This is a genomic window from Sphingomonas sp. GlSt437 (assembly GCF_048015635.2).
GTDB lineage: Bacteria > Pseudomonadota > Alphaproteobacteria > Sphingomonadales > Sphingomonadaceae > Sphingomonas.
Map to the genome: position 1 here is coordinate 1,753,030 of NZ_JBPGYA010000001.1, position 25,760 is coordinate 1,778,789.

25 protein-coding genes are annotated in these 25,760 nt (G+C 65.6%); 17 read left to right on the top strand and 8 right to left on the bottom strand.

What is annotated here, in order from left to right; translation table 11 throughout:
• Positions 1 to 20: 20 nt before the first annotated feature.
• From pheS to ACLB0R_RS08710, 5 genes are all read left to right on the top strand, one after another.
• Positions 21 to 1,100 (top strand): phenylalanine--tRNA ligase subunit alpha, encoded by a 1,080-nt coding sequence (gene pheS, locus ACLB0R_RS08690; RefSeq protein WP_416642862.1) that lies wholly within the window; start codon positions 21 to 23, stop codon positions 1,098 to 1,100.
• On the top strand, positions 1,097 to 3,523 hold the full coding sequence (pheT, locus tag ACLB0R_RS08695; protein WP_416642863.1) for a phenylalanine--tRNA ligase subunit beta: 2,427 nt from the start codon (positions 1,097 to 1,099) through the stop codon (positions 3,521 to 3,523). Before pheS ends, pheT begins: the two co-directional genes overlap by 4 nt.
• Complete coding sequence (locus tag ACLB0R_RS08700; protein ID WP_416642864.1) at positions 3,516 to 3,932, top strand: VOC family protein; 417 nt, start codon at positions 3,516 to 3,518, stop codon at positions 3,930 to 3,932. Before pheT ends, ACLB0R_RS08700 begins: the two co-directional genes overlap by 8 nt.
• Positions 3,929 to 4,795 carry an aldose 1-epimerase family protein gene (locus ACLB0R_RS08705; protein WP_416642865.1) on the top strand — a complete coding sequence of 289 codons (867 nt, stop codon included), beginning with the start codon at positions 3,929 to 3,931 and terminating at the stop codon, positions 4,793 to 4,795. The genes ACLB0R_RS08700 and ACLB0R_RS08705 overlap by 4 nt, the downstream gene beginning before the upstream one ends.
• A gap of 99 nt (positions 4,796 to 4,894) precedes the next feature.
• The gene (locus tag ACLB0R_RS08710; RefSeq protein WP_416642866.1) at positions 4,895 to 6,421 is read left to right on the top strand and encodes a peptide chain release factor 3; all 1,527 of its coding nucleotides are present in this window, start codon (positions 4,895 to 4,897) and stop codon (positions 6,419 to 6,421) included.
• Here ACLB0R_RS08710 and mnmA read toward each other — a convergent pair.
• Entirely contained in the window at positions 6,418 to 7,536 is a 1,119-nt protein-coding gene (gene mnmA / locus ACLB0R_RS08715; RefSeq protein WP_416642867.1) for a tRNA 2-thiouridine(34) synthase MnmA, read from the bottom strand. The two genes, ACLB0R_RS08710 and mnmA, sit on opposite strands and share 4 nt — an antisense overlap.
• A gap of 163 nt (positions 7,537 to 7,699) precedes the next feature.
• Here mnmA and ACLB0R_RS08720 point away from each other — a divergent pair, with 163 nt between their 5' ends.
• Positions 7,700 to 7,927: a hypothetical protein gene (locus ACLB0R_RS08720; RefSeq protein WP_416642868.1), complete on the top strand. Its 228-nt coding sequence runs from the start codon at positions 7,700 to 7,702 to the stop codon at positions 7,925 to 7,927.
• Positions 7,928 to 8,023: 96 nt separating this feature from the next.
• Positions 8,024 to 8,323, top strand: coding sequence for a CtrA inhibitor SciP (gene sciP / locus ACLB0R_RS08725; protein ID WP_416642869.1), 300 nt, complete (start codon positions 8,024 to 8,026; stop codon positions 8,321 to 8,323).
• 25 nt (positions 8,324 to 8,348) lie between these two features.
• Here the strand turns inward: sciP and ACLB0R_RS08730 are convergent, their stop codons facing one another.
• Positions 8,349 to 8,612, bottom strand: coding sequence for a GlsB/YeaQ/YmgE family stress response membrane protein (locus ACLB0R_RS08730; RefSeq protein WP_416642870.1), 264 nt, complete (start codon positions 8,610 to 8,612; stop codon positions 8,349 to 8,351).
• Between the two features lie 254 nt (positions 8,613 to 8,866).
• Between ACLB0R_RS08730 and ACLB0R_RS08735 the strand changes: the two genes are divergently transcribed.
• From ACLB0R_RS08735 to ACLB0R_RS08745, 3 genes are read left to right on the top strand one after another with little or no spacing between them, the layout of a single operon-like run.
• A complete protein-coding gene (locus ACLB0R_RS08735) occupies positions 8,867 to 10,039 on the top strand; it encodes an efflux RND transporter periplasmic adaptor subunit (protein ID WP_416642871.1) in 1,173 nt (390 codons plus the stop codon).
• Positions 10,040 to 10,042: 3 nt separating this feature from the next.
• Positions 10,043 to 13,177 (top strand): efflux RND transporter permease subunit, encoded by a 3,135-nt coding sequence (locus ACLB0R_RS08740; protein ID WP_416642872.1) that lies wholly within the window; start codon positions 10,043 to 10,045, stop codon positions 13,175 to 13,177.
• Between the two features lie 57 nt (positions 13,178 to 13,234).
• On the top strand, positions 13,235 to 14,500 hold the full coding sequence (locus ACLB0R_RS08745; RefSeq protein ID WP_416642873.1) for a DUF445 domain-containing protein: 1,266 nt from the start codon (positions 13,235 to 13,237) through the stop codon (positions 14,498 to 14,500).
• A gap of 158 nt (positions 14,501 to 14,658) precedes the next feature.
• Here ACLB0R_RS08745 and ACLB0R_RS08750 read toward each other — a convergent pair whose 3' ends face one another.
• From ACLB0R_RS08750 to ACLB0R_RS08760, 3 genes are all read right to left on the bottom strand, one after another.
• Positions 14,659 to 15,282: a class I SAM-dependent methyltransferase gene (locus ACLB0R_RS08750; protein ID WP_434953815.1), complete on the bottom strand. Its 624-nt coding sequence runs from the start codon at positions 15,280 to 15,282 to the stop codon at positions 14,659 to 14,661.
• Between the two features lie 43 nt (positions 15,283 to 15,325).
• Positions 15,326 to 16,555 (bottom strand): DUF3419 family protein, encoded by a 1,230-nt coding sequence (locus ACLB0R_RS08755; protein WP_416642875.1) that lies wholly within the window; start codon positions 16,553 to 16,555, stop codon positions 15,326 to 15,328.
• Positions 16,556 to 16,802: 247 nt separating this feature from the next.
• Positions 16,803 to 17,339 (bottom strand): fasciclin domain-containing protein, encoded by a 537-nt coding sequence (locus tag ACLB0R_RS08760; RefSeq protein WP_416643053.1) that lies wholly within the window; start codon positions 17,337 to 17,339, stop codon positions 16,803 to 16,805.
• A gap of 92 nt (positions 17,340 to 17,431) precedes the next feature.
• Here ACLB0R_RS08760 and ACLB0R_RS08765 point away from each other — a divergent pair, with 92 nt between their 5' ends.
• The gene (locus ACLB0R_RS08765) at positions 17,432 to 17,587 is read left to right on the top strand and encodes a hypothetical protein (RefSeq protein ID WP_434953816.1); all 156 of its coding nucleotides are present in this window, start codon (positions 17,432 to 17,434) and stop codon (positions 17,585 to 17,587) included.
• A gap of 22 nt (positions 17,588 to 17,609) precedes the next feature.
• On the opposite strand, the gene ACLB0R_RS08770 is transcribed toward ACLB0R_RS08765, so the two are convergent.
• Both ACLB0R_RS08770 and ACLB0R_RS08775 read right to left on the bottom strand, forming a co-directional pair.
• Positions 17,610 to 18,317 carry an anti-sigma factor gene (locus tag ACLB0R_RS08770; protein WP_416642876.1) on the bottom strand — a complete coding sequence of 236 codons (708 nt, stop codon included), beginning with the start codon at positions 18,315 to 18,317 and terminating at the stop codon, positions 17,610 to 17,612.
• 4 nt (positions 18,318 to 18,321) lie between these two features.
• Positions 18,322 to 18,903 carry a sigma-70 family RNA polymerase sigma factor gene (locus ACLB0R_RS08775; RefSeq protein WP_416642877.1) on the bottom strand — a complete coding sequence of 194 codons (582 nt, stop codon included), beginning with the start codon at positions 18,901 to 18,903 and terminating at the stop codon, positions 18,322 to 18,324.
• Between the two features lie 161 nt (positions 18,904 to 19,064).
• On the opposite strand from ACLB0R_RS08775, the gene rpiB reads away from it, so the two are divergent.
• The 6 genes from rpiB (at position 19,065) to rpsD (ending at position 23,587) form a co-directional block, all read left to right on the top strand.
• A complete protein-coding gene (gene rpiB, locus ACLB0R_RS08780; protein WP_416643054.1) occupies positions 19,065 to 19,517 on the top strand; it encodes a ribose 5-phosphate isomerase B in 453 nt (150 codons plus the stop codon).
• Positions 19,514 to 20,818: a serine hydroxymethyltransferase gene (glyA, locus tag ACLB0R_RS08785; RefSeq protein WP_416642878.1), complete on the top strand. Its 1,305-nt coding sequence runs from the start codon at positions 19,514 to 19,516 to the stop codon at positions 20,816 to 20,818. The genes rpiB and glyA overlap by 4 nt, the downstream gene beginning before the upstream one ends.
• Positions 20,818 to 21,279: a transcriptional regulator NrdR gene (gene nrdR, locus ACLB0R_RS08790; RefSeq protein ID WP_416642879.1), complete on the top strand. Its 462-nt coding sequence runs from the start codon at positions 20,818 to 20,820 to the stop codon at positions 21,277 to 21,279. The genes glyA and nrdR overlap by 1 nt, the downstream gene beginning before the upstream one ends.
• Positions 21,280 to 21,316: 37 nt before the next feature.
• Positions 21,317 to 22,090 carry a hypothetical protein gene (locus ACLB0R_RS08795; protein WP_416642880.1) on the top strand — a complete coding sequence of 258 codons (774 nt, stop codon included), beginning with the start codon at positions 21,317 to 21,319 and terminating at the stop codon, positions 22,088 to 22,090.
• Positions 22,087 to 22,815: an RNA methyltransferase gene (locus tag ACLB0R_RS08800; protein ID WP_434953817.1), complete on the top strand. Its 729-nt coding sequence runs from the start codon at positions 22,087 to 22,089 to the stop codon at positions 22,813 to 22,815. The genes ACLB0R_RS08795 and ACLB0R_RS08800 overlap by 4 nt, the downstream gene beginning before the upstream one ends.
• Positions 22,816 to 22,972: 157 nt before the next feature.
• Complete coding sequence (rpsD, locus tag ACLB0R_RS08805) at positions 22,973 to 23,587, top strand: 30S ribosomal protein S4 (RefSeq protein WP_416642881.1); 615 nt, start codon at positions 22,973 to 22,975, stop codon at positions 23,585 to 23,587.
• 139 nt (positions 23,588 to 23,726) lie between these two features.
• Here rpsD and ACLB0R_RS08810 read toward each other — a convergent pair whose 3' ends face one another.
• Complete coding sequence (locus ACLB0R_RS08810; RefSeq protein WP_434953818.1) at positions 23,727 to 25,715, bottom strand: alpha/beta hydrolase family protein; 1,989 nt, start codon at positions 25,713 to 25,715, stop codon at positions 23,727 to 23,729.
• Between the last annotated feature and the right edge of the window lie 45 nt (positions 25,716 to 25,760).

The following is a 25,760-nucleotide window of genomic DNA, read 5'->3' on the forward strand; positions in this document are numbered from 1 at the left end:
GCGGGAACAAGGACGACCCGATGACCGACATCGACCAATTGAAGACCGATCTGCTGGCCCAGATCGCCGCCGCCGAAACGCCCGACGCCATCGAGGCAGTGCGGGTGGCCGCGCTCGGCAAGTCGGGGAGCGTCACCGCGCTGCTCAAGACGCTGGGCGGCATGAGCCCGGAAGAACGTCAGGCGCAGGGGCCGCGCATCCATGGTCTGCGCGAGGCGGTCGCCGAGGCCCTTTCCGCGCGCAAGGCGTTGCTGGAGCGCGCCGAGCTCGACGCGCGGCTCGCGGTCGAGACGATCGACATGACGCTGCCCGTGGCCGCCACCCCGCGCGGTTCGGTGCATCCGGTCAGCCAGGTGATGGACGAACTCGCCGAAATCTTTGCCGATTTGGGCTTCGCGGTCGCTACGGGTCCGGAGATCGAGACCGACTGGTATAATTTCACCGCGCTCAACATCCCCGAGACGCATCCGGCGCGGGCGATGCACGATACGTTTTACCTAGCGGGCGAGCACGAGCCGCCGATGGTGCTCCGCACCCACACCAGCCCCGTCCAAATCCGCGCGATGCAGGCGGCCGGCGGCGACAAGCCTGTCTACATCATCGCGCCCGGCCGCACCTATCGCTCGGACTCGGACGCGACGCATACGCCGATGTTCCATCAGGTCGAGGGGCTGGTGATCGACAAGGGCATCACGCTCGGCCATCTCAAATGGACGCTCGAGACGTTCCTGAAGGCCTTCTTCGAGCGCGACGATATCGTGCTGCGGCTGCGCCCCAGCTATTTCCCCTTCACCGAGCCTTCGGTGGAAATCGATGTCGGCTATACGATCCAGAACGGCAAGCGCGTGATCGGCGGCAGTGACCATTGGATGGAAGTGTTGGGCAGCGGCATGGTTCATCGCAAGGTGATCGAAGCGGGCGGCTATGATCCCGCCGAGTGGCAGGGCTTCGCGTTCGGCTGCGGCATCGATCGGCTGGCGATGCTGAAATACGGCATGGACGATCTGCGCGCCTTCTTCGACGGCGATATCCGCTGGCTGCGGCATTACGGCTTCTCGGCGCTCGACGTGCCGACGCTGAGCGGGGGAGTGGGGGCATGAAGTTCACCCTTTCCTGGCTCAAGGAGCATCTTGAGACCACTGCCGATCTCGACACGATCCTGACGACGCTGACCAGCGTCGGGCTGGAAGTCGAAGGCGTCGACAACCCAGCCGACCAGCTCGCCGGCTTCACCGTGGCGCGGGTGCTGACCGCCGCACGCCATCCGCAGGCCGACAAGCTGCAGGTGCTGACCGTCGACCGTGGGGACGGTGTGCCGCTGCAGGTCGTGTGCGGCGCGCCCAATGCGCGTGCCGGGCTGGTCGGCGTTTTGGGGCTCCCGGGTGCGGTCGTGCCGGCGAATGGTATGGAGCTGAAGGTCTCGGCCATTCGCGGCGTCGAGTCGAACGGCATGATGTGCTCGTCGCGCGAGCTGGAGCTCGGCGATGATCATGACGGTATCGTCGAGCTGCCCGAAGATGCGCCGATTGGCACGCCATTCGCTGACTATGCCGACGCCAACGATCCCGTCATCGACGTGGCGATCACGCCCAATCGGCAGGACTGCATGGGCGTGCGCGGCATTGCGCGAGATCTCGCGGCGGCGGGGCTGGGGACGCTCAAGCCGCTAGGCGAGGTCTATCGGATGCGCGAGGTGGCGCCGATCGCGGGGGAAGGCCCCGGCCCCGACGTCCGCACCGATGATCCCGCCGGCTGCCCGGCCTTTTACGCGCAGGCAGTGTCCGGCGTCACCAACGGTGCTGCGCCCGACTGGATGCAGCGTTACCTGAAAGCGGTCGGCCAGAAGCCGATCTCCGCGCTGGTCGACATCACCAATTTCGTGATGCTCGACCTCGGCCGGCCGCTGCACGTCTATGACCGCGCCAGGCTGACGGGCCCCCTCGTCGCCCGCAAGGCGCGAGCCGGCGAGCAGGTGCTGGCGCTCAACGGCAAGACGTACACGCTCGACGAGACGATGACTGTCATCGCCGATCAGGCGAGCGTCCACGATATCGGCGGCATCATGGGCGGCGAGCATTCGGGGGTCTCGGAAACGACGACCGACGTGCTGATCGAATGCGCCTATTTCGACCCCGATCACATCACGCGCACCGGCCAGAAGCTGATGCTGACCAGCGATGCGCGCCAGCGGTTCGAGCGCGGTGTCGATCCGGCATTCCTCGACGACGGCCTGGCGATCGCGACGTGGCTGGTCACCGAGCATTGCGGCGGCACCCCCAGCGGCATCACTCGTGCCGGCGAGCCGCCGCTCGTCGAGAAGATCGTCCATTTCGCGCCGCGGCTGACGCAAGATCTGGGCGGCGTGCATGTGCCACCGGAGCGGCAGGCGCGCATCTTGCTCTCGCTTGGCTTCAAGGTCGGCGCGATCGACCATGCCGACGCCTATAGCGACGCGCTGTTCGCTACCGTCACCTCGCCTTGGCCGGTGCGCGTGCCGAGCTGGCGGCGCGACATCGATGGGCCGGCCGATCTGGTCGAGGAAGTGGTGCGTATCCATGGGCTGGAGCATGTGCCCTCGACGACGCTACCGCGCGCGCCCGGCGTCGCTCGCCCAACCGCGACGCCCGAGCAGAAGCTGGAGCGCCGCGTCCGCCGTGCTGCTGCTGCGCGAGGGCTGAACGAAGCGGTGACGTGGAGCTTCCTGTCCGAGGCGGAAGCCGCCGCGTTCGGCGGTGGCGCGTGGACGCTCGCCAACCCGATCAGCGAGGAGCTGAAGGTGATGCGGCCGACGCTGCTCGCCGGGCTGCTGTCGGCGGCCGCGCGCAACACCAAGCGCGGGGCGGAAAGCGTGCGCCTGTTCGAGATCGGCCGGCGCTATCTGGCGGGCAAGGAGCGGCTGACGCTGGGCGTGGTGCTGGCGGGAGACAAGCGCGCCCGGAGCTGGCAGACGGGCAAGGCCGCAAGCTTCGATGCCTTCGATGCCAAGGCCGAGGCACTGGCCTTGCTCGCGGAAGCCGGCGCGCCGGTCGACAATCTGCAGGTCATGGGTGAGGCGGGTGATGCGTGGCATCCCGGCCAGTCGGGCACGCTGCGGCTGGGGCCCAAGACCGTGCTGGCCGCGTTCGGCATGCTGCACCCGCTGACGACCAAGGCGTTCGATCTCGACGGCCCGGTCGCGGCGGTCGAGCTCTATCTCGACGCGATCCCTGCCAAGCGATCGACGGGCTTCATGCGCACCGCCTACGCGCCGCCCGCTTTGCAGGCGGTACGGCGTGACTTCGCTTTCCTGGTGCCTGCCGATCTGGCGGCGGACGCGCTGGTGCGGGCGATCCGCGGCGCGGACAAGGCTGCGATCACCGCCGCGCGCTTGTTCGACGCGTTCGAACGCGACGGCCAGAAATCGATGGCGGTCGAAGTGACGTTGCAACCCGGCGACAAGAGCTTCACCGACGAGGAGCTGAAGGCGATCGCCGACAAGGTGGTCGCGGCAGCGGCGAAACTGGGAGCAAGCTTGCGTGGTTGAGGCGCATCTCACCGGGCTGGTGCCGCTGGTGCAGGTTTACGACATGCCGCGGGCCTTCGCCTTTTATGGCGGTGTGCTGGGTTTTGCGGTCTTGGCGCAATCGCCTGAGGTTGAGACGCGGGAGGGGCGGTTCAGCCATTGGATGTGGCTGCGGCGTGAGTCGGTCGATGTGATGCTCAACACCGCTTACGATTCGAGCGAGCGGCCCGAGGCAATCGATGCGCAACGCTGGGCTGGCCATGCTGACACCTGCCTGTTCCTTGGCTGTTCAGATGTTGACGCGATCCATGCTGAGCTCACCGAGCGGGGGCTGGCGGCGGCGCCGGTGCACGATACGCCGCATGGGATGCGCCAGTTTTCGGTCAGCGATCCTGACGGGTATGAACTCTGCTTTCAGCAACGCCGATGATCTCGATTCGCTCGAACCAGCTTGCCGCCATGATCAACCCGCTTGGCGCCGAGCTATCGTCGCTAAAGGACGCTGAAGGCCGCGAGTTGATGACCGATGCCGATCCGGCCTTCTGGACCGGCCGCGCGCCGATCCTGTTCCCGGTCGTCGGTCGCGTTCATGATGACACCATCCTCGTCGATGGCGAACGCTACCCGCTCGGCAAGCACGGCTTTGCGCGGCGGTCGATGTTCGACGTGGCCGAGGTGACGCCCGACAGCGCGGTGTTTCGACTGGTCGATTCGCTTGAAACGCGCGCCGCTTATCCCTTTCCGTTCCTGCTCGAAATGGCGTTCGCGATCGACGGCGCGACGCTCGCCATGACCGCGACGATCGGCAATATCGGCGATGCGCCATTGCCCGCGAGCTTCGGCTGGCACCCGGCCTTTGCCTGGCCGCTGCCTTATGGCGGTGACCGCGCCGCGCATCGGATCGCATTCGAACGCGCCGAGCCGGGTCAGCTCAAGCGGATCACGCCGGAAGGCTATAGCACCCCGCCGGTGAAGCCATCGCCCGTCAGCGGCAACGCCTTCACGCTTACCGATGCGCTGTTCGAGGATGATGCTTTGGTCTGGGACCCGATCGAGAGCCGCGCGCTGCGCTACGGCCCGCCGCAGGGGCCCTGGCTCGACATCGCCTGGGATGCGCCACGGCTCGGCATGTGGACCAAACCCGGCGCGCGCTATGTCTGCGTCGAGCCGTGGCACGGCATCGCCGATCCCGAAGACTTTGCCGGGGAGTTTCGCGACAAGCCGGGCGTGTTCGAGATCGCCGCCGGCGACAGCTGGCAATGCGCGATGCGGGTTACATTGACGCTGCCCTAGCACAAATCCCGTCGCCCCAGCGGACGCTGGGGCCGATCGCCCCCAAGCGATGCCAGCTTTCGCTGGCATGAGGACCGAATTCCACTATCGAGCCTGGCCATGACTTCCCCCCGACGCACCTTCGCGATCATTTCCCATCCTGACGCCGGCAAGACCACGCTGACCGAAAAGCTGCTGCTCGCCGGCGGCGCGATCCATCTGGCGGGCGAGGTGAAGGCGCGCGGGGCGAACCGCCGGGCACGGTCGGACTGGATGAAGATCGAGCAGCAGCGCGGCATCTCGGTGACAAGCTCGGTGATGACGTTCGAGCGCGACGGGATAACCTTCAACCTGCTCGACACCCCAGGCCACGAGGATTTCAGCGAGGACACGTATCGCACGCTGACCGCGGTCGATTCGGCGGTGATGGTGATCGACGCGGCGCGCGGCATCGAGGCGCAGACGCGCAAGCTGTTCGAGGTGTGCCGGCTGCGCAGCGTGCCGATCATCACTTTCGTCAACAAGGTCGATCGCGAGGGCAAGGCGCCGTTCGCGCTCTTAGACGAAATCGCCGATGTGCTCGCGCTCGACGTCGCGCCGATGAGTTGGCCGGTCGGCATGGGCGGCACGTTTGAGGGTATTCTCGATCTCGCCACCAACCGCATCAGCCGGCCCGAGGGGGACAGCCGCACCTTCCAGGGCAAGATCGAAGAAGCGCCGGCGCTGCCCGATGAAGTCGCCGAGGAAATCGAGCTCGCCCAGGCCGGCTATGCCCCGTTCGATGTCGAGGCCTATCGCCATGGCGACTTGACGCCCGTCTATTTCGGCTCGGCGCTCAAGGATTTCGGTGTCGCCGAGCTGATCGAGGCGCTTGCCACTCATGCGCCCGGCCCACGCCCTCAGCCCGCCGAGCCGGCGCCGGTCCCGCCCGACAATGGCGAAGTGACTGGCTTCGTCTTCAAGGTGCAGGCGAATATGGACCCGCAGCACCGCGACCGCATCGCCTTCATGCGGCTGTGCTCGGGCATTTTCAAGCGCGGCATGAAGCTGACGCCGACGGGGCATGGCAAGCCGATCGCGATCCACTCGCCGATCCTGTTCTTCGCGCAGAACCGGGAGCTGGCCGACGAGGCGTTCCCCGGCGACATTATCGGCATCCCCAATCACGGGACGCTGCGCGTCGGCGATACGCTGAGCGAGCGGGCGGCGATCCGCTTCACCGGCCTGCCCAATTTCGCGCCCGAAATCCTGCGCCGCGTCGTGCTCAAGGACCCGACCAAAACCAAGCAGTTGCGCAAGGCATTGGACGATATGGCCGAGGAAGGGGTGACGCAGGTCTTCTACCCCGAAATCGGCTCGAACTGGATCATCGGCGTCGTCGGGCAGTTGCAATTGGACGTGCTGCTCAGCCGGCTGGAGGCAGAATACAAGGTCGATGCCGGGCTGGAGCCCTCACCCTATGACACCGCGCGCTGGATTTCGGCGGCCGATCCCGCCGATCTCAAAGCCTTTGTCGACTTGAACAAGGGCGCGATGGCCAAGGACCGCGACGGCAACCCGGTGTTCATGGCGAAATCGGCGTGGGAAGTCGGCTATATCGCCGATCGCTATCCCAAGGTGACCTTCGCGGCGACGCACGAGCGCTAGGCCGCAACCAGCGCCGGCTCGGTTTCCTCGATCCAGCCGCCGCCCATTACCCGGTCGCCGGCATAGAGCACAGCGGCCTGACCGGGGGCGACGCCATATTCCGGCGCGGCGAAGACGACGCGATCACCGGCGAGCCGCGCCGGTACCGGCTTGGCCATCGAGCGGACCTTGGCGGTCATCTCGCCGCCAGCATCGCCGCCGAGCCAGTTGATGCCGGACAGCCGCGCCGACGCCACGCCGAGCGCTGCGCGGAGGCCAACGATCACGCGGCGCGTCGCCGGCTCGAGCCGGATCACATAAAGCGGCTCGGCCGTGCCGCCGATTTCCAGCCCGCGCCGCTGGCCGACGGTATAATGGATCAGTCCCCTGTGCTGGCCGAGCACGCGCCCGCCAAGATCGACAATGTCGCCGCCGGTCTCGGCCTCCGGGCGCAGCTTGCGCACCAGCCCGGCATAATTGCCATCGGGCACGAAGCAGATGTCCTGGCTGTCGGGCTTGGCGGCGACGGGCAGCCCGATATCGACGGCGATCGCCCGAACCGCCGATTTTTCCATGCCGCCCAGCGGAAAGCGCAAATAGTCGAGCTGCGCCTGGGTCGTCGCGAACAGGAAATAGCTCTGGTCGCGCGCCGGATCGATGGCGCGGTGCAACTCGGCGCCCGCAGGCCCGATCACGCGCCGCACATAATGGCCCGTCGCCAGGCAATCGGCGCCGAGGTCACGCGCGATCTGAAGCAGATCGGTGAATTTCGGCCCCATATTGCATTTGATGCAGGGGATGGGGGTGCGCCCGGCGAGATATTCGTCGGCGAAGTCGTCGATCACCTGCTCACGAAAGCTCGTTTCGTGATCGAAGACATAATGCGCGATTCCGAGCCGGTCGCACACCGCGCGCGCATCGCGAATGTCGCGGCCGGCGCAGCAGCTGCCCGCCCGGCCGACCGCTTCGCCATGATCGTAGAGTTGGAGCGTGATGCCGATCACTTCGGCGCCGGTGCGCGCGGCAAGGGCTGCCACCACCGACGAATCGACCCCGCCCGACATGGCGACAACGATCCGGCGCCCGGCGGCACCCCCCTCCAACTGAAAATCGGCTCCATCGATTTCGGCGTTCATCACGGGCGCGCACATAGGCGGTCGTGCCCGGCGATGCAAAGCCGGACCCTTTAACCGTGCCTGGTAACGGAGATTGCCAAAGCATTTCCGCCCGCTTTACCGACCCTTCAGCATGCCGCGCTATACCCCGCCTGTTTCGCCAAACGGCCAAGGGTAAGCGCGAGTGGATTTAAGTTTTGCGCGGTTCGACCAGGAAGCGACGCCGACGGCTTTGCCGCTCGATCTGGCGGTGTTGCTGATCGGTGTGGCCGTGCGCCAGTCGACCAGCCCCACCGCCCGCGTCGAGCAGCAGCGGGGTGTGGCGCCGGCCTGCACTACCTTGCTGGCGCCCGCCACCGGCGCGTTCAACGCGGCGATGGCGGTGTCGATAGCGGATTGGAAACGCGAATGAACGCGGCGTTTACCGCGCCGTTTCAATCGCTGTTCAAGTCCGCCCGCTAATGGTCGTTACAGAGTTTACGGGGTCCCCGGCCCAATTGAGGTACGCATGATCGAGAATCAGAAAATCCGCCCTGCCAAGGTGATCGGTCCGCTCGGCGAACCGCTGACGCTCGATTCACTGCCGCCGCCGGAAACCACGCGCTGGGTGGTGCGGCGCAAGGCTGAGGTGGTCGCGGCGGTCAATGGCGGCCTGTTGAGCGTCGACGAAGTGTGCGAGCGCTATAATCTGACGGTCGAGGAATTTGCCGGCTGGCAGCGCGCAATCGATCGGTCGGGCATGCCCGGCCTGCGCGTCACCCGCATTCAGCATTATCGCTCGCTCTACGAGCGCCAGCAGAAATATTGATCGACCGCCGGCGGACAGCAGCAGCTTAGCTGCGGCGGCTTGCCACCAGCCGATATAGCGCGAGCAAAACCACCGCGCCCGCCGTAGCGGCGCCATAGCTTTGCCAGCCGGCGGCAACATGCCAGCCCTGCGCTTGCGCGACATAGCCCGCGAGCAGCGCCCCCGCGATCCCGATCAGGATCGTAACGACGAACCCGCCCGGGTCCTTGCCCGGCATGATGATCTTGCCCAGCACGCCGGCCACCAGGCCGATCATGATCCATCCCAGGAAACTGTTGTGCAGCAGCATGCCCGTCCCTCCCGTTAATGGCGGCATCCCGGCACTACACTCGCTCGCTCTGCCGCTCGATGCAACTCGAAATACCGGCTTCGGCTCATCGCGCGCTGCCTTGTGCTTTTCAGTCAAAGCCGCCAAAGGGCGCGCGCGAGCGTACCGATTAGCCGCGCAAATCAGCGCTTGAGATCGGTGATCTATTACTATAACACAGCAACACGCAAGGGCTGATCAGGCCCAATTCAGGCTGGATGACGAAAGTGGCGATGATGAACTACGAGCCGCGCATGATGGAAGCTGAGGCGCCGTTGGGCCTTTCTGACGGCACCCGGCGTCGGCGGCGCTGGCCGATCGTGGTAGCGATCATTGTCGTGGCGCTGCTGGCGCTTGGCGCCGTGCGCCTGATGACGGCCAAGCCCGCGGCCGACGCGGTCGATAGCAAGGCACAGATCCCGCCGGTCACGGTGCTGGTGCCTGGGCAGACGATGGTGGCGCATGCGATCAGTGCGACGGGCTCGCTCGCCGCGCGTGTCGACATGCCGGTCGGCGTCGTCGGCGAAGGCGGTCTGGTTCGCCAAGTCTATGTCCAGCCCGGCACTTGGGTGCGCGCCGGCCAGCTGCTGGCGAGCATCGATCGCTCGGTCCAGGCGGAGACGGCGGCGTCGCTCGCTGCGCAGATCAAGGTCGCGCAGGCCGATGCCAATATTGCCCAATCCGAGCTCGATCGTGCGCGCGCGTTGGTCGATCGCGGTTTCATTTCCAAGGCCGATCTCGACCGCAAGGGCGCGACACGCGATGGAGCGCTGGCGCGCGTTAAGGTCGCGCAAGCACAGCTTGCCGAAACGCAAGCGCGCAACGGCCGGCTCGACATCCGCGCGCCGGCCTCGGGCCTAGTGCTGACGCGGTCGATCGAACCGGGCCAGGTGGTCGGCGCCGGATCGGGCGTGTTGTTTCGTATCGCCAAGGATGGCGAAATGGAGCTGCGCGCCGCGCTCGGCCAGAGCGATCTTGCCAGGGTCGCGGTCGGCAACAGCGCGCAAGTCACGCCGGTTGGCAGCACCCAGGTTTTTGCCGGGCATATCTGGCAAGTGTCGCCGGTCGTCGATCCGCAGACGCGCCAGGGTATCGCGCGTATCGCCGTCAGCTATAATCCGGCGATCAAGCCCGGCGGCTTTGCGTCGGCCAACATCATGAGCGGCCAGGCACCCGCGCCGTTGCTGCCGCAATCGGCGATCCAGAGCGATGACAAGGGCAATTTCGTCTACATCGTCAATGCGCGCAACGAAGTGGTGCGCGTGCCGGTCACCGTCGGGCAGGTGTCGGATGCCGGCGCCTCGATCGCGAGCGGCTTGACCGGCAGTGAGCGGGTGGTGGCGCAAGCCGGCGCGTTCCTCAATCCCGGCCAGAAAGTGACCCCGATCCTCCAGAACAAGCGGAACTGAGCCATGGGCTTTCGCAACATCTCGGCATGGTCGATCAGAAACCCGGTGCCGCCGCTGGTGCTGTTCGCGGCGCTGCTGATTGCCGGCATGGTCAGCTTCAGCCGGATGCAGGTGAGCCAGAATCCGGATATCGACTTTCCGGCGGCCTTGATCAACATCAGCCAGCCGGGCGCAGCGCCTTCCGAGCTCGAAACGCAGGTGACGCGCAAGGTCGAAGCGGCGGTGCGCAACATCAACGGCGTCGACGAGATCAATTCGAGCGCGCACGAAGGCTATAGCGTCACCACCGTCCAGTTCGCGATCGGCACACCGATCGATCGCGCGGTCGAGGACATCCGCAGCGCCGTCCAGCAGATCCGGTCCGACTTGCCGGAAGGCATCCTCGAGCCTCAGGTCCAGCGCATCGACATCGGCGGCGACGCGCTTGCTTATTACTCCGCCGAAACCAGCGACATGACGCTCGAGCAGCTGAGCTGGTATATCGACGATACCGTCTCCAAGCGGCTGCTCAGCGTGCCGGGCATGGCCAAGGCCAGCCGCTCAGGCGGCGTCGATCGCGAGATCCGCGTCATCCTCGATCCGGTCAAACTCCAGTCGTTCGGGGTCACCGCCAGCCAGGTGAACGCGCAGCTGCGCCAGACCAATCTCAATGCCGCCGGCGGTCGCGCCCAGATCGCGGGCTCGGAGCAATCGGTGCGCGTGCTGGGCAATGCGCGCAATGCGTTCGAGCTCGGCCAGACCGACATTGCGCTTGGCGGCGGCCGCACGGTTAAGCTCAGCGAGCTTGCCGAGGTAAAGGATCTCTATGCCGAACAGCGTTCGGTTGCGCTCATGCACGGCCACCCGGTCGTGTCGTTCTATTTTAACCGCGCCAAGGGTGCGTCCGACGTCGCTGTCTATGACAATGCGGTGAAGGTGCTTCAGCAGCTCGAAAAGGAGAACCCCAAGGTTCGCTTCACCCAGCTGTTCACCAGCGTCAATTATACCAAGAACCAGTATCATTCGGCGATCGAAGCGATGATCGAGGGGGCGCTGCTCGCCGTTGTCGTCGTGTTTCTGTTCCTGCGCGACATCCGCGCGACGCTGATTTCCGCGATTGCCATCCCGCTATCGGCGATTCCGGCCTTTTTCTTCATGTATTTGATGGGCTTCACGCTCAACTTCCTGAGCTTGCTGGCGTTGAGTCTCGTCGCCGGCGTGCTGGTCGACGACGCGATCGTCGAGATCGAGAACATCGTCCGCCACATGCGAATGGGCAAAACCGCCTACCAGGCCGCGATTGACGCAGCGGACGAGATCGGCATCGCGGTGCTCGCCACGACGATGGCGATCGTCGCGGTCTTCCTGCCGGTGGCGTTGATGCCGGGCATTTCGGGCCAGTTCTTCAAGAATTTCGGCCTCACCGTCGTCGTGTCGGTGCTGATGAGCTTGGCGGTCGCCCGCATGATCACGCCGATGATCGCGGCTTATTTCCTGAAAGCCTTCGGTGTCGCCTCGCACGGCGAAGGCTGGATGATGGACCAGTATATGCGCGCGCTGCGCTGGTCGCTCGCCAATCGCTGGAAGACGATGGGTATTGGCGGGCTCGCCTTCATCGCGACGATCCTGACATTCTCGGGCATTCCGCTGACCTTCCAGCCCAAGCTCAACACCGATTTCAGCCAGATCAGCATCCAACTCGAACCCGGCGCGACGCTCGCGGAAACGCGCGCGGTTGCCGAACGGGTGTCGCGCATCGTCGAGCGCGCGCCGGAAGTGCAGAATGCCTTTACCGACATCAATGTCGGCAGCGCCAATGTCTTCCTGACGCTGCGCAAGGACCGCAAGCGCACGAGCACCGAATTCGAGCGCGCTTATGCGCCGGAGCTCAACAAAATCCCCGATGCGCGCATTTTCTTCCAGTCGCAGGGCGGCGGCGGGGTGTCGGGGCGCGACATCACGATCACGCTTGGCGGCAGCGATCCGGTGCTGCTGACCCAGACCGCCAACCAGCTGGTCGATGAAATGTCGCACGTCGCCGAAATCCGCGCACCGCGCGTCGTCGGCGACCTGCAGCGGCCCGAAATCACGATCAAGCCGCGGCTCGATCTCGCCGCCAGCATGGGCGTGACGACGGCGGCGCTCAGCCAGACGATCCTGATCGCGACGCAAGGCGAGACCGACCAGAATGCGGCCAAATTCTCGCTGTCCGATCGGCAGATCCCGATCCGGGTCGCGCTGGCGGAGGATTCGCGCCGCAATCTGTCGACGATCAAGAACCTGCCGGTGCCGACTGCCAGTGGCGGATCGGTGCCGCTCGGCGTCGTCGCTGATATCGGCTTCGGCTCCGGGCCGTCGCTCATTCAGCACACCAATCTTACGCGTCGGATCAGCATCGGCGCCGACCTTGCGCCCGGCAAGGTGACGGGCGACGCGATGACCAAGATCCAGGCGCTGCCGACGCTCAAGCATTTGCCGACCGGCATCCAGCAATTGACGCTGGGCGAAGCGAAATGGCAGGCCGAGCTGCTCCTCAACTTCGCGGTTGCGTTGATCTCGGGCGTGCTGCTCGTCTTTGCGGTGCTGGTGCTGCTCTACAAGCGCGTGGTGCCGCCGCTCGTCAATATGGGCGCGCTGGTGCTGGCGCCGTTGGGATCGGCGATCGCGCTGCGGCTTACCGGAGACGCCGTCTCGATGCCGGTGTTCATCGGCTTGCTTATGCTGTTTGGGATTGTCGCCAAAAACTCGATCCTGCTTGTCGACTTCGCGCTCGAGGAAATGAACAAGGGCGTGCACCGCGACGTCGCGATCCTCGATGCCGGGCACAAGCGCGCCCAGCCGATCGTGATGACGACGGTGGCGATGGTCGCAGGCATGCTGCCGGTCGCGCTGTCGCTGACCGGGGATGGCAGCTTCCGCGCGCCGATGGGCGTCACCGTGATCGGCGGGCTGATCGTCTCGACGCTGCTGACCTTGGTCATCGTGCCGGCGGGCTTCTCGATTGCGGTCGGCATCGAGCAATGGATGGGGCCGCGGCTCAGCCGGCGCTTGCTGACCTACCGCCCCGGCGACGAGAACCGGCCGCTGATCGACGTGCCACACGGACCTCGCCCGATCGGCTTCAATCCGGGCGAAGAAGGCGTCCAGCCGGCGGAATGACCGGGGCGCGATGACGCGGCACTTGAACGATCCCCGCTTTCGGGGATTGTGGCGGGTATGAAGATTTTCACCCGCGTGCCGGGCAGCGACGCCCCACCGCCTGCGCTCGTCCGCATGCGGCTGGTCGCGACCGGGCTGCTCGTGCTGATGGCGAGCCTGTTTCTGGTGGCGCGGGCGTTGCAACCGGCGCATCCCGGCTTCGGTTTCCTGCGTGCCTTTGCCGAAGCGGCGATGGTGGGCGGGCTGGCCGACTGGTTTGCGGTCACCGCGCTGTTCCGCCACCCGCTCGGCTTGCCGATCCCGCACACCGCGCTGGTGCCACGCAACAAGGACCGGATCGGCGATACGCTCGCTGCTTTCCTGCGCAGCAATTTCCTGCTGCCGGGGATCGTCGCGCGGCGGATGCGACGGATCGATGTCGCGGGCTCGGTCGGGCGCTGGCTTGCCGATCCGCAGGGCGGCGGTGGCGGCCGGCTGCGGCTGGGCGCGGGCCGGTTGGCGGGCGATATGCTCGAAGCGCTCGATCAGGAGCGGCTCGGCGGCATGGCCAAGTCGACGATCGCCCAGCGGCTGCGCAGCCTCGATATCGCGCCGCTGGTCGGCCAGGCGCTCGATGCGGCGATCGCCAAGGACCGGCATGTGCCACTGCTTAACGGCATCGTCCGCTGGGCGGGGCGCACGCTGGAAGCCAACGAGCATCTCGTCCGCCAAATGGTGCATGAGCGCGCCGGCTCGATCATGCGCTGGACTGGGCTCGACGAGACGCTCGCCAACAAGATCATCGACGGGCTTGACCAGATGCTCGCGGAGATGGCGGTCGATCCCGGCCATCCGCTGCGCGGCAAGGCGGAGGAGGGGCTGCGCCAGCTCGCCTTCGACTTGCAATATGATGCCGACATGCAAGCGCGCGTCGACCGGCTGAAGCTCGAGATTATCGACAATCCGGCGATGCAGCGCTGGATCGACGGGCTTTGGGAGCAGGCGCGCCAGGCCCTGATCCGCATCGCCCGCGACCCTGAAGCGGGCCGCGACGGGCGGCTGGCCGAAGCTTTGAAGGCGCTGGGCTCAACGCTGCAGACCGACGCGCGGCTGCGCACCACGATCAACCGCTTCTTCCGCCGCGCCGCGGTCGGCATCGTCGCTGATTATGGTGACGGCATCGTCCGGCTGGTGTCCGAAACGATCCGCAGCTGGGATGCCGATACGATCACGCGGCGGCTGGAGAATGCGGTGGGGCGCGATCTGCAATATATCCGCGTCAACGGCACGTTGGTCGGCGGTTTGGTGGGGCTGGTGCTGCACGCCATCGATCTGGCGATTTAGGGTTAGATCAGTCTAATCCTCCCCCGCCAGGGGGAGGTGTCGCTGAAAGCGACGGAGGGGGAGGAATTCCAGCAAATCGCGGTGAGTCCTCCCCCTCCGTCACGCGTGCCGCGTGCCACCTCCCCCTGACGGGGGAGGATAAAGTTCGCGCGCTGGCGCTATGCCGCGGTTAGCCGCGCGCTCCAGGCATAGCCGCGATAGAGCGGGGTGAACCGCGCGCGCAGACCTTGGGCGGATGCGGTGCTGTCGATCACCTCCGCCAGATTGGTGCGCGGGGTGACGTCGAACTGGCCGAGCCAGGCGAATAGCAGCCGCCGGAACGCGCCGGGCAAGCGCTCCTGCTGGCCGAAATCGACGATGTCGAGCCGACCATCGGGCGCGAGCTTGCCCGCGGCCTCGCGGATCGCGCCTTGCCAGTCGGGGATCATCGACAGGGTGTAGCTTTGGAAGATGCGGTCGAAGCGCTCGACGCCGAACAGCGCGGCGGCGTCGAACGCGGTGGCATCGCCTTGAGCGAGCGTGATGCGCTCGCTCAGGCCCGCCGCCGCCACCTTGGCACGCGCCGTCTCCAGCATCGCCGCCGAAATATCGATGCCGTAGAAGCGCGCTTTCGGCCAGCGCTTCGCCGCTTCGATCAGGTTGCGCCCGGTGCCGCAGCCGACTTCGAGCACCGTCCCACCCTCGGGCGGCGCCAGGCCCGCGATCAGCCGATCGCGGCCGAGCAGATAATATTTGCGCGTTAGGTCATAAAAATGCCGCTGGGTGCGATAAATCGCATCCATGTGGCCGGCATGGTCCGCCGCATTCGCCGCCATGCGCTGCGTCTCAGCCCTTCAGCGTGTAGAGGTGCACGCCGCCGTAAATCGACGAGCGATCGCGGCGGGTATAATCGAGCGAGTCCTCCACCCGATACTCCCAATGGCCGAGCACCGCATCGGGCACGCGGCCCGGCAGGATCGTCTCGACGCCAGCCGTACGGAACAGCACGCGCGCGTTCGGCTTGGCGGTGCGGGTGATCTCGGTCCACAAATCGGTCAGGATCTCGTCGGTCATCCAGTCCTGCGCGTCGAGCAGCACATAGCGGTCGAGCGATTGCGCCGGCGTCGACTTCAGATAGTCGATGAAATTGGCGTGGCGCACTTCGACGCGCGACACGCGATCGGCGACGGCAGCGTAATTGCCGGCCTGGAGATAGGGCGGCAGCGATGCATCCGGCCCCTCGGCATAGCCGCGCCCGAATGCCTGCCACGCGAAATAATTGTGGCGCAAGTCGAAGTCGCAAGCGAGCTTTTCGAGCCGCTCGCGCAGCACGACGGCCATCTTGTTGTCGCCGGCCAGCGCTTCGTACTGAGCGGGCGGGATGCCCAACCCGAACAGCGACGCGCGTTGGTCGGTCAGCCAGCGGACGAACGCCTTGTCGAACACCGGCGCATAATCGCGGTCGAAAATCTCGCGCTGCTCCTCGATCGACTTGGCCTCGAGGATTTTGCGCGGGTTGACGCCATGCAGCCGCGCGATGAGGTGCGCAGCCCCAATGAAATTGCCGAGCAGCCCGCGCTTGTACACGCCCTTGGCAAAGCCGCCGATCCGCCGCCGGCCGATCATGTCGCGGCCTTCCCAATAGCGCCGCGTCGGCTCGTCGAGATGCGGGCGGACATAGCGCTTATACGCCGCGATATTCTCCTTGGCGTTAGCGCGCGCGAAGAAGCGGTGGAAGGTCTCGTAATCAGGGAGATAGCGCGCGGCGGCGAGTTTGAGCTTGTTGAGCGCGATATGCGCGGTGTTCAGGTCTACCGCGGTGATTGCCTTGGGGTCAGCGGTCAGATAGCTCAGCACGTTGCAGCCGCCCGAGGCGATCTGGACGATGTGACAATCGGGCGTGATCGCCAGCGCTTCCATGTCGACTGCCGGGTCTTCCCAGATCTGCGCATAGACAAGACCGCGAAACGCGAAGCTGAAGGCACGTTCCAGCAGGCCCTGCTTCGACAAATGCTCGTGGCGGATCACCGCCTTGCGGACGGCCTGGTTGCGTGGGCCCTTGGTCACTGGTGCCATGTGAAAAGCGTCTCCTTGCGCTTCCGCCTACTCCGCCAAACGCCTGCGCGCTAGGACAAAGCGATGACGGTTGCGTGACGACGCGATGGCGTGCGGGGGTTCGGAGCAGCCCGAAACGGGCCTGCCGCATTTGGGGATCTGCGACAGGCCCGGCGGCGGCAATCGACCAACTTGGGGGGCAGTGATTGCCGCCTTATCGCGACGCGCAACGGTCCGGGATCGATGACTGCGCGCGCGATTCAGCAAATTACGGCAGCAGCACGCCGTCGATTACATGGATGACGCCGTTCGACTGGAACACATTGGCGATGGTGATGTTCGCCTTGTTGCCCTTGGCGTCGGTAACGGTCCAGCCCTTCGCGCCCTTGGCAAAGGTCAGCGTGCCGCCCTGCACCGTGGTGTAGGTGGCGGTGCCGCCATGCGCCTTGGCATTCGCGGCAATGTCCTGCGCGCTGATCCGGCCAGGGACGACGTGATAGGTCAGCACCGACGTCAGCGTCGCCTTGTTCTCAGGCTTCAGCAGCGTGTCGACCGTGCCGGCAGGCAGCTTGGCGAAGGCGGCGTTGGTCGGCGCGAAAACGGTGAACGGGCCGGGGCCGGACAGCGTGTCGACCAGGTCGGCGGCCTTGACGGCGGCGACGAGCGTGGTGTGGTCCTTCGAGTTGACCGCGTTCTGGATGATATTCTTGGTCGGGTACATGGCGGCGCCGCCGACCATCGGGTCCTTCACGGCGTGCGTGGCGGCAATCGCCGCGCCGCTCGCGGCAAGCGACAGCGCGATCATGAGGGGAGCGAGGGGTGATTTCATCTTGAACAGCCTCCTGAAGACACCTCGTGTCGGGTGCGGCGGAAGCTACGGGGCAGGGAAGGCGATGGATGCAGGCGCGCCAGAAATTTTTGTTGGCCGGTTCCCGAATTCTTTCCGGGCACCGTCATTCCCGCGCAGGCGGGAATCCATTTGGGCTGCCTTCATTGAAAAAAGCTGCTGCTCAGCAACAATGGATCCCCGCCTTCGCGGGGATGACAGCTTGATTAGGAGAGATTTTGGGTTGCCTTAAGCCGAAATCAGCGCGCCCGCGGCAATCGCCGGGCCCTTGGGCGTCCCGTCGGGTGAGCCGCCCGGCTGCTCACGCGTCACGACGAGCTTTGAGCCCGGCACGAAGCGCGCCGCCTGTTGGTGGTCGATCAATACCGTCCGGGCGTGGCCGGGCGGCAACACGCCGAGCGAATGCGGCACGCCATCCGCTGCGATGATCCACAATTCGGCGCTGTGGGCCGGGTCGGTGAGCACGGCGGCGGCGAGATGCAGCTGGCTCTTGCCCGCGTCATAGGCCGCCGCGATCGGTGCGGCCTTGTCCTCGGGCGCAATCGCGGCGACGAGAACCGGTGTGGCGGGTGCGACGACCGTCGTCGGCGCCGGGCGGAGCAGCACCACGCCGATCAGCGCTGCAGCGACCAGCGATGACAGCCCTGCCATCCCCTGCCACAGCCGCACCCGGCGATTGTCATTGGTAGGCGCGGGGGTCGCCGCCGGTGCGGGCCCGCCAAGTGCCGCCTCCAGCCGAGCGAACACGCTCTCGGGCGGCGCCACTGGGGGCACATCCATCGCCAGCGTCGCGAAATGCGCACGCCATCGCTCGACCTCACGGGCAAAGTCAGGATCGCGCAGCACCCGGCGCAGCGCCTCGGCGCGCTCCTCGCCGTCAAGCAGTCCGAGCGCCAGCTCGGCGGCGAGCGCATCGGCTTCGTCGGCGGGGGTCATCGGCTCATCCGTCACGATCGAGGCACTCCCTCAACCGGATCAGGCCGCGGCGGACCCAGCTCTTCATCGTGCCGAGCGGCACGGCCATGCGCTCGGCCAATTCGGCATAAGTCACGCCGTCGAAAAAGGCTGTGCGGATCGCCGAGCGGGCATGATCGTCCAGCGCATCGAGGCAGAGGTGCAGGCGTCGGTCGCCTTCTGCGGCCAGCAGCATGTCGCTCGCCAACGGTCGGGCATCGGCGATCGGCGCTGCGTCCTCGATCGGCGCCGCGCGCCGCGATCCCTGCGCGCGCACCCAATCGATCGCGCGGTTGCGCGCAATCGTGGCGAGCCAGGTGATCGGGCTGGCCCGTCCCGGCTCGAACGCGCCCGCGCGGCGCCAGATCGTCAGGTAAACCTCGTGCAAAACGTCTTGGGCTCCTTGGGCCTCTCCACAGATACGTAGGCACACGCCAAAAAGCTTCGCCGAGGTGAGACGATAAAGTTCGGCAAAAGCGGCGCGATCTTCCTGCCCCGTCAGGATCATCAACTCAACCAGTCGCGCGCGCGCCGCGACGGCATCGTCGGAGGGAGGAGCGGCGGCCATAAGGGCTGCCTAGCGCGCCTTGCCTGCAACGACAATCGAGTCCTTTGGGCCGAGTCTCTTGGATGGGTGCTGCCAAGGGTAGTCATGCCCGTAGCGATCGATTAAGGCGCTTGCCATCCGCTGCCGACAGGAGAGCCGCGCCGATCATGCGCCCAGCCCCCATCCGACTCGTTATTGCTTCAGATCACGCTGCTTACGACCTGAAGGCCGCGCTGGTGCCGTGGCTTGCCGAGCAGGGCCATGCGGTGACAGATCTGGGCCCGTTCAACGCCGATCGCGTCGATTATCCCGATTATGGCTATAAGCTCGCCGCCGCTGTCGCCGATGGCCGCGCCGATTTTGGCATCGCATTGTGCGGATCGGGGATCGGCATTTCGATCGCGGTCAATCGCAACCCGGCGTGCCGCTGCGCGCTGGTCTCCGAGCCGCTCTCCGCCGCGCTTGCCCGCCAGCACAACGATGCCAATGTCGTTGCGCTCGGCGCTCGCCTGATCGGCGAGGAAATGGCGCGCGCCTGCATCACCGCTTTTCTCGCCGCCGGTTTCGAAGGCGGCCGTCATTCCCAGCGCGTCGCCAAGCTCGGCGCGCCCGATTTCGCAAAGGACCCGGCATGAGCACTCAAGCATATGACATTGCCGATAGCGGCTTCTTCACCGCCACGCTGGCCGAGACCGATCCCGACATTGCCGAGGCGATCGCGCATGAGCTGAAGCGCCAGCAGGACAAGATCGAGCTGATCGCGAGCGAGAACATCGCCAGCCGCGCCGTGCTGGAGGCAGCGGGATCGGTCTTCACCAACAAATATGCCGAGGGCTATCCCGGCAAGCGCTATTATGGCGGCTGCGAATATGCCGACGTCGTCGAGACGCTAGCGATCGAGCGCGCCAAGCAGCTGTTCGGTTGCGCCTTCGCCAATGTGCAGCCCAATTCGGGCAGCCAGATGAACCAGGCGGTGTTCCTGGCGCTGCTCAACCCCGGTGACAGCTTCATGGGGCTCGACCTCAATTCGGGCGGCCATCTGACGCACGGATCGCCGGTCAATATGTCGGGCAAGTGGTTCCACCCCATTCCCTATGGCGTGCGGCGCGAGGACCATCTGATCGACATGGATCAGGTCGCGGCGCTGGCGCGCGAGCACAAGCCCAAGCTGATCATTGCCGGCGGCACCGCCTATTCGCGGGTGTGGGACTGGGCAGCGTTCCGCGCGATCGCGGACGAAATCGGCGCCTATCTGCTGGTCGATATGTCGCATATCTCGGGCCTGGTCGCGGGCGGCGCGCATCCCTCGCCCATCCCGCACGCGCATGTCGTGACGACGACGACGCACAAGTCGCTTCGGGGGCCCCGCTCGGGCATCATCCTCACCAATGACGAGGCGCTGGCCAAGAAGCTCAACTCGGCAATCTTCCCGGGCCTGCAGGGCGGGCCGCTGATGCACATCATCGCCGCGAAAGCGGTGGCGTTCCGCGAGGCGCTGCGGCCCGAATTCAAGCTCTACGCCCACCGCGTGGTCGAGAATGCGCGTGCGCTGGCCGACAGCCTGAAAGAGGCGGGGCTCGGCATCGTCTCGGGCGGCACCGACAATCATTCGATGCTCGTCGACCTGACGCCGAAGGACGTGACCGGCAAGGCCGCCGAGAAGGGCCTCGATCGGGCCTGGCTGACCTGCAACAAGAACGGCATCCCGTTCGACACCCGCTCGCCTTTCGTCACCTCGGGCATCAGGCTCGGCACGCCGGCGGGCACGACGCGCGGCTTCGGCCCGGCCGAGTTCCGCGCCATTGGCGGGCTGATCGCCCAAGTGGTCGAGGGCCTGTCGAAGAACGGCGATGAAGGCGACGGCCAGATCGAACAGCGCGTCCGCGACCGCGTGGCCGACCTGACCGCGCGCTTCCCCATTTACCCGGAAATGTAATGCGCTGCCCCTTCTGCGGTCATGAAGACAGCCAGGTAAAGGATTCGCGGCCCACCGACGACGGCGCCGCGATCCGCCGCCGTCGCCAATGCGAGGCATGCGGGGCGCGGTTCACCACGTTCGAGCGCATCCAGTTGCGCGAACTCGTCGTCCTGAAATCGGAGGACAAGCGCGAGCCATTCGATCGCGACAAGCTAATGCGCTCGGTGCTGATCGCGTGCAGCAAGCGCCCGATCGACGGGGTGCGCATCGAGCGGCTGGTCTCGGGCATCCAGCGCCAGCTCGAAACGCAGGGCGAGGCCGAAGTGCCCGCCAAGCAGATCGGCGAAATGGTGATGGAGGGCTTAAAAGCGCTCGATTCGGTTGCGTATATTCGTTTCGCCAGCGTCTATAAGGATTTTCGCGAAGCGCGCGATTTCGAGGAATTCGCGGGCAATGTCGCGGAGGTCGGCAAGGGCTAGCTGGCAGGGCGAGCGCCAGCGCATTTGGGGGTAGGCGATGCGCGTGCGTTTTGAATATCTCGGCATAGCCGCGACGCTCGCCGCACTGGCCTGCGGCTATTTCGTGCTGATCGACGATATGCCGGGGTTTCGCCGGCCCGAGGCCTTTGCGACCTTGTTGTCGGCGGTTTTTTCGATGATCTCGACCTCCTGGCTGGTCGTCACCGTGTTTCGCCAGGGCTATGAGTTGCGGCTGCAGCGCGATGAGCTGCGGCTGCAACGCGGCGAGGCTGAGTTGCAGCGCCGCGAGCTTGAACTCCAGCGCGCCGAGGCGACGCGGCTCGCCAACGAAGCGGATCGACAGAACACCATCCTCTCGACGCAGGCAAATCAGGCCTATAAGTCCATTCTGATTCCGCAAGTGCGCGCCTTGTTTGAAGGCGAGCAGACCGCGTTCAATGTCGACTATGATCGCTTCCGCCTGAAGATGGCCGAGGCGCTGACCAAAAAATATCAGGTGCCGATCAGTCTCCGCGACTTTTCGACCAATCCGGAAGCGAAAACGGTGGAGGCGCGCGTTTACAAGACCAAGATTGCCGGTCCGGTAATGACCGAGGACGATCGCTCGCTGGAATTGCCTTATGAAGCGTTTGGCTTCAACCTGCGCAACTATCGCTATCGCGTCATCACCGCGATGGCGCAGGAAGCCGCCGAAAAGGGCGCGCTTGACTGGTTTCGCACGCAGCTGCCCTTTGTGGTGGGCGCGGTGGGCGAGCTGAATTCCAAACGGATTGCCGTCCTGCTCAATGCGGCGGCAGCGTCGGTCGGTTGAGCCGCCTCGCCCCCGCCATCGTCCTTGTGCGTCCGCAGCTTGGCGAGAATATCGGCAAGGCGGCGCGGGCGATGCTCAATTTCGGGCTGACCGATTTGCGGCTGGTGAGCCCGCGCGACGGCTGGCCCAACCCCGCCGCCGGCCCGGCCGCGTCCGGCGCTGATGTGGTGCTGGAGCAGGCGCGCGTTTTCGATAGCGTCGCGGAGGCCGTCGCTGATTGCGGGCATGTCTATGCGACCACGGTCCGCAAGCGCGGGGTCACCAAGCCGGTCGAGACGCCCGAGCAGGCGGCGGGCGCCATCGTTACCGCGCCTTACCGCTCGGCGATCCTGTTCGGGCCCGAACGATCGGGGCTGGAGACCGACGATGTCGCGCTTGCCCGCACCATCATCACCGTGCCGATCAATCCCGATTTCGGCAGCCTCAATCTGGCCCAGGCGGTGATCCTGGTTGCTTATGAATGGTCGAAGCACCAGGCGCTCGCCCAGCCGACCGATACCGAACTGCCCGAACCCGCGCCCCAGGAGGAACTCGAAGGCCTGATCGGCCATCTCGACCAATTGCTCGAGCCGAGCGGCTATTATTTCCCGCCCGATCGCGTGCCCGCGACCAAGCGGACGCTACGTACGCTGCTCACCAAGCCGGGCTGGTCGAGCATGGAAATCCGCACGCTGCGCGGCGTTCTCTCTGCGTTGGAAGGGGCCAAGGCGCGGCGCAAGGCTTGACTTGACCGAGGCCCGCCGCTAACGGCGCCGCTTCGCAATGGCCCCGCACCCCGGTGAAGCGGTGGCCCTGCCGATCTCTTGATGATCCAAGCAGCGCGGATGACCGGGATGGTCATGGATGGTCCATGGCCGTTGTTGCATTGCTGAAGGATATCACATGTCGAAGCGCGCCAGCGCCAAGTACAAGCTCGACCGCCGGATGGGCGAAAACATCTGGGGTCGCCCCAAATCGCCCGTCAACAAGCGCGAATATGGTCCCGGCCAGCACGGCCAGCGCCGCAAGGGCAAGATGTCGGACTTCGGCATTCAGCTGCGCGCCAAGCAGAAGCTGAAGGGCTATTATGGCGACGTCACCGAAAAGCAGTTCAAGGCGGCGTATATCGAAGCGTCGCGGATGAAGGGCGACACCGGCCAGAATCTGATCGGCCTGCTCGAGCGCCGGCTCGACATCATCGTCTATCGCGCTAAGTTCGCGCCGACGGTGTTCGCCGCGCGCCAGCTCGTCAGCCACGGCCATATCCGCGTCAATGGCGTGAAGTGCAACATCGCCAGCCGCCGCGTGCTGCCGGGCGACGAGATCACGCTGGGCGACAAGGCCAAGGAAATGGCGCTGGTGATGGAAGCGCAGGCGCTCGCCGAGCGTGACATCCCCGATTATGTCGCGCCTGACGGCAATGCCAAGGTGACCTTCACGCGCGTGCCGAGCCTCGACGAGGTGCCCTATCCGGTGAAGATGGAACCGAACCTGGTCGTCGAGTTCTATTCGCGCTGATGACAGGGGTTAGCGCACGCTAACCCCGACCGCTGCGCGAACGGCCGGCGGGGCCAGCAGCCCCGACCGACGACGCGGCTTCGCCGCGGCGCCGCGCCCGAACAAGAAAAAGGGCGGTCCTTAACCGGGCCGCCCTTTTTCACGACGGCGGCAGCTTAAGCGTCGTCCGCAGAAAAGCGTCCATCTTCGCCAGCATCTGCGCGCGTGCATCGCTATCGTCGAGCTGGTGGTCGAGCCCCTTGAACTCGACAAGCTCGACCGACTTGCCGGCGCTGCGCAGCCGGCTCGCCATCACGCGCGATTCGGCAATGCCGACATTGCTGTCATTGTCGCCATGGAACATCAGCACCGGCGATTGAAAGGCCGCGACATTGCGCGCCGGGGAGCCTTCGCGAATGTGCGGACCCTGGCCGATTTCCTGATCGACAATCGTGAAATTATCGAAGTCACGGGCTTCTTCGCGCGCCATGTCGAAATCGGTGACCGGCGCCACGGCAACGATCGCCTTGAACAGGTTCGCGTCGAGCACTTGCGACTGCAGCGCCGCATAACCGCCATAGGACCAGCCGACGATAGCAAGATGGTCGGCGCTGGTGTAGCCCTGCTTCACCAGCCAGCGGCCCGCATCGTTGACGTCGCCAATGGCGAGGCGCCATGATTTGAAGCCGTTCTTGGCATACCAGGCGTCGCCATAGCCGGTCGATCCGCGATAATTGGGCTGAAGCACGGCATAGCCGCGCGCCGCGAAGAATTGCGGAAACCAGTCAAAGCCCCACTCATCGCGCGCCGCGGGGCCGCCATGCGGCATCACAATCGCGCCGATCACCTTGCTGCGCCCACCCGGGGGAAGCGTCAGATAACCGGGCACGACAGTGCCGTCGGTCGCGGTAAAGGTGATCGGCGTGACGCTGGCAAGCGGCCGACCGGCAAGCTCGGGCCGCACATTCAGAATCTGGTCGAGGTGGCGGGTCTGCTTGTCGAAGACGGCGAAATAGCCGGGGTCGGCATCGCTGCCGAGCCAGAGCAACAGACGCTTCTCGTCGGCGCTTGCATCGACGAAGCTGACCAGCGGCAAATTGGGCAGTGCCTTGGCGAGCGAGGTCTGCAGCTTGGCAAGCTCGGGGTCGAAAAAGAAGGTATGGCGCTTTTCGGTCGCATAGCCAACGCCGACGACCCGGCGATGGCGACCGATGCTGATCAGTTCGTCGACATCGACATCGGGCCGCGCGAACACGAGCTCCTTCTTGCCGGTGCCGTCCAGCGTGACCTTGAAGAGCGCGGAGCGCCCGTCCTGCTCGTCGAACCCGTAAGCGACGTTGAGCTTCGAATCGACGGCATAGGGATTGAACCCGCCACCTTCTTTCACGACGCTCAGCGTCGCCCATTCGCGCTCGCCGGGTTTCCGGTAAAAATAATGCACCGAGGATTTAAGATAGCCGGACCCGTCATGATCGCGCTGGCCCATGATGCGAACCGTGCCGTTGCCGTCGGCAATATATTCGGAAGCTTCGCCGCGCGCTCGCTCGATCACCGTGGCCCTCGCCGTCATTGGATCGACGCGGGCGACCGCAAGGCCGGGCGGCTGCGACGCGATATGACCGATCGAGGCCTCTTCAACAAACTCGCGAGTCATCAACACGGATTTGCCGTCGGGGTCACCGTACCAGTCGATGATGGTTCCGCCGTCCTGCATCAGTCCGGTCGCGTTGCTCCCTGGGTCCGCCGACAGCATTTTGAGGCCGCCACCGGCGGCGTTGATCGCGACCAGCCGGGTAAAGCCGATGCGCTGCACGCCCTTGCCGTCGCTTGTCGACAAGTTGCACACCAGTCGCTGATCGTTCGCCCAGCGGCACCAGTTCAGATCTTCGGGCTTGCCACTGCTGGTGACGACGACCGTCGGCTTGGTCGACCCGTCAATGGGGCCGACGATCACCATCTTGCCCGTGCCCGTGGTCGCCATGATTGCGGCGTAGCGCGTGCCATCGGGCGACAGGCTGATCTGGTGGATTGACTCGCGCCGGCCGAAAGCATGGGCGTCGTCGAGCGGTGCAGCAGTCGCCGATGCGCTATCGGGTGCTTTGGTCTGAGCGGTTGCGGCCCCAGCCGCTGCGATAATCAAAGCAAACAAGCTCGTGGCGAGCGCGGTGCGCATAAATTATTCCCCCTTTATAAC

What these genes read in the sequence shown, in the direction of transcription:
- ACLB0R_RS08730 (WP_416642870.1), bottom strand. Translation starts at nt 8,612, where the DNA reads ATGCTGCTGCACAACAGTTTCCTGGGATGGATCATGATCGGCCTGGTG.
- ACLB0R_RS08770 (WP_416642876.1), bottom strand. Translation starts at nt 18,317, where the DNA reads ATGACCCCCGCCGACGAAGCCGATGCGCTCGCCGCCGAGCTGGCGCTC.
- ACLB0R_RS08760 (WP_416643053.1), bottom strand. Translation starts at nt 17,339, where the DNA reads ATGATCGCGCTGTCGCTTGCCGCGAGCGGCGCGGCGATTGCCGCCACG.
- ACLB0R_RS08740 (WP_416642872.1), top strand. Translation starts at nt 10,043, where the DNA reads ATGGGCTTTCGCAACATCTCGGCATGGTCGATCAGAAACCCGGTGCCG.
- ACLB0R_RS08775 (WP_416642877.1), bottom strand. Translation starts at nt 18,903, where the DNA reads ATGGCCGCCGCTCCTCCCTCCGACGATGCCGTCGCGGCGCGCGCGCGA.
- pheT (WP_416642863.1), top strand. Translation starts at nt 1,097, where the DNA reads ATGAAGTTCACCCTTTCCTGGCTCAAGGAGCATCTTGAGACCACTGCC.
- ACLB0R_RS08745 (WP_416642873.1), top strand. Translation starts at nt 13,235, where the DNA reads ATGAAGATTTTCACCCGCGTGCCGGGCAGCGACGCCCCACCGCCTGCG.
- ACLB0R_RS08765 (WP_434953816.1), top strand. Translation starts at nt 17,432, where the DNA reads ATGCAGGCGCGCCAGAAATTTTTGTTGGCCGGTTCCCGAATTCTTTCC.
- ACLB0R_RS08710 (WP_416642866.1), top strand. Translation starts at nt 4,895, where the DNA reads ATGACTTCCCCCCGACGCACCTTCGCGATCATTTCCCATCCTGACGCC.
- ACLB0R_RS08705 (WP_416642865.1), top strand. Translation starts at nt 3,929, where the DNA reads ATGATCTCGATTCGCTCGAACCAGCTTGCCGCCATGATCAACCCGCTT.
- ACLB0R_RS08750 (WP_434953815.1), bottom strand. Translation starts at nt 15,282, where the DNA reads ATGGATGCGATTTATCGCACCCAGCGGCATTTTTATGACCTAACGCGC.
- pheS (WP_416642862.1), top strand. Translation starts at nt 21, where the DNA reads ATGACCGACATCGACCAATTGAAGACCGATCTGCTGGCCCAGATCGCC.
- sciP (WP_416642869.1), top strand. Translation starts at nt 8,024, where the DNA reads ATGATCGAGAATCAGAAAATCCGCCCTGCCAAGGTGATCGGTCCGCTC.
- mnmA (WP_416642867.1), bottom strand. Translation starts at nt 7,536, where the DNA reads ATGAACGCCGAAATCGATGGAGCCGATTTTCAGTTGGAGGGGGGTGCC.
- rpsD (WP_416642881.1), top strand. Translation starts at nt 22,973, where the DNA reads ATGTCGAAGCGCGCCAGCGCCAAGTACAAGCTCGACCGCCGGATGGGC.
- ACLB0R_RS08755 (WP_416642875.1), bottom strand. Translation starts at nt 16,555, where the DNA reads ATGGCACCAGTGACCAAGGGCCCACGCAACCAGGCCGTCCGCAAGGCG.
- ACLB0R_RS08735 (WP_416642871.1), top strand. Translation starts at nt 8,867, where the DNA reads ATGAACTACGAGCCGCGCATGATGGAAGCTGAGGCGCCGTTGGGCCTT.
- glyA (WP_416642878.1), top strand. Translation starts at nt 19,514, where the DNA reads ATGAGCACTCAAGCATATGACATTGCCGATAGCGGCTTCTTCACCGCC.
- ACLB0R_RS08795 (WP_416642880.1), top strand. Translation starts at nt 21,317, where the DNA reads ATGCGCGTGCGTTTTGAATATCTCGGCATAGCCGCGACGCTCGCCGCA.
- nrdR (WP_416642879.1), top strand. Translation starts at nt 20,818, where the DNA reads ATGCGCTGCCCCTTCTGCGGTCATGAAGACAGCCAGGTAAAGGATTCG.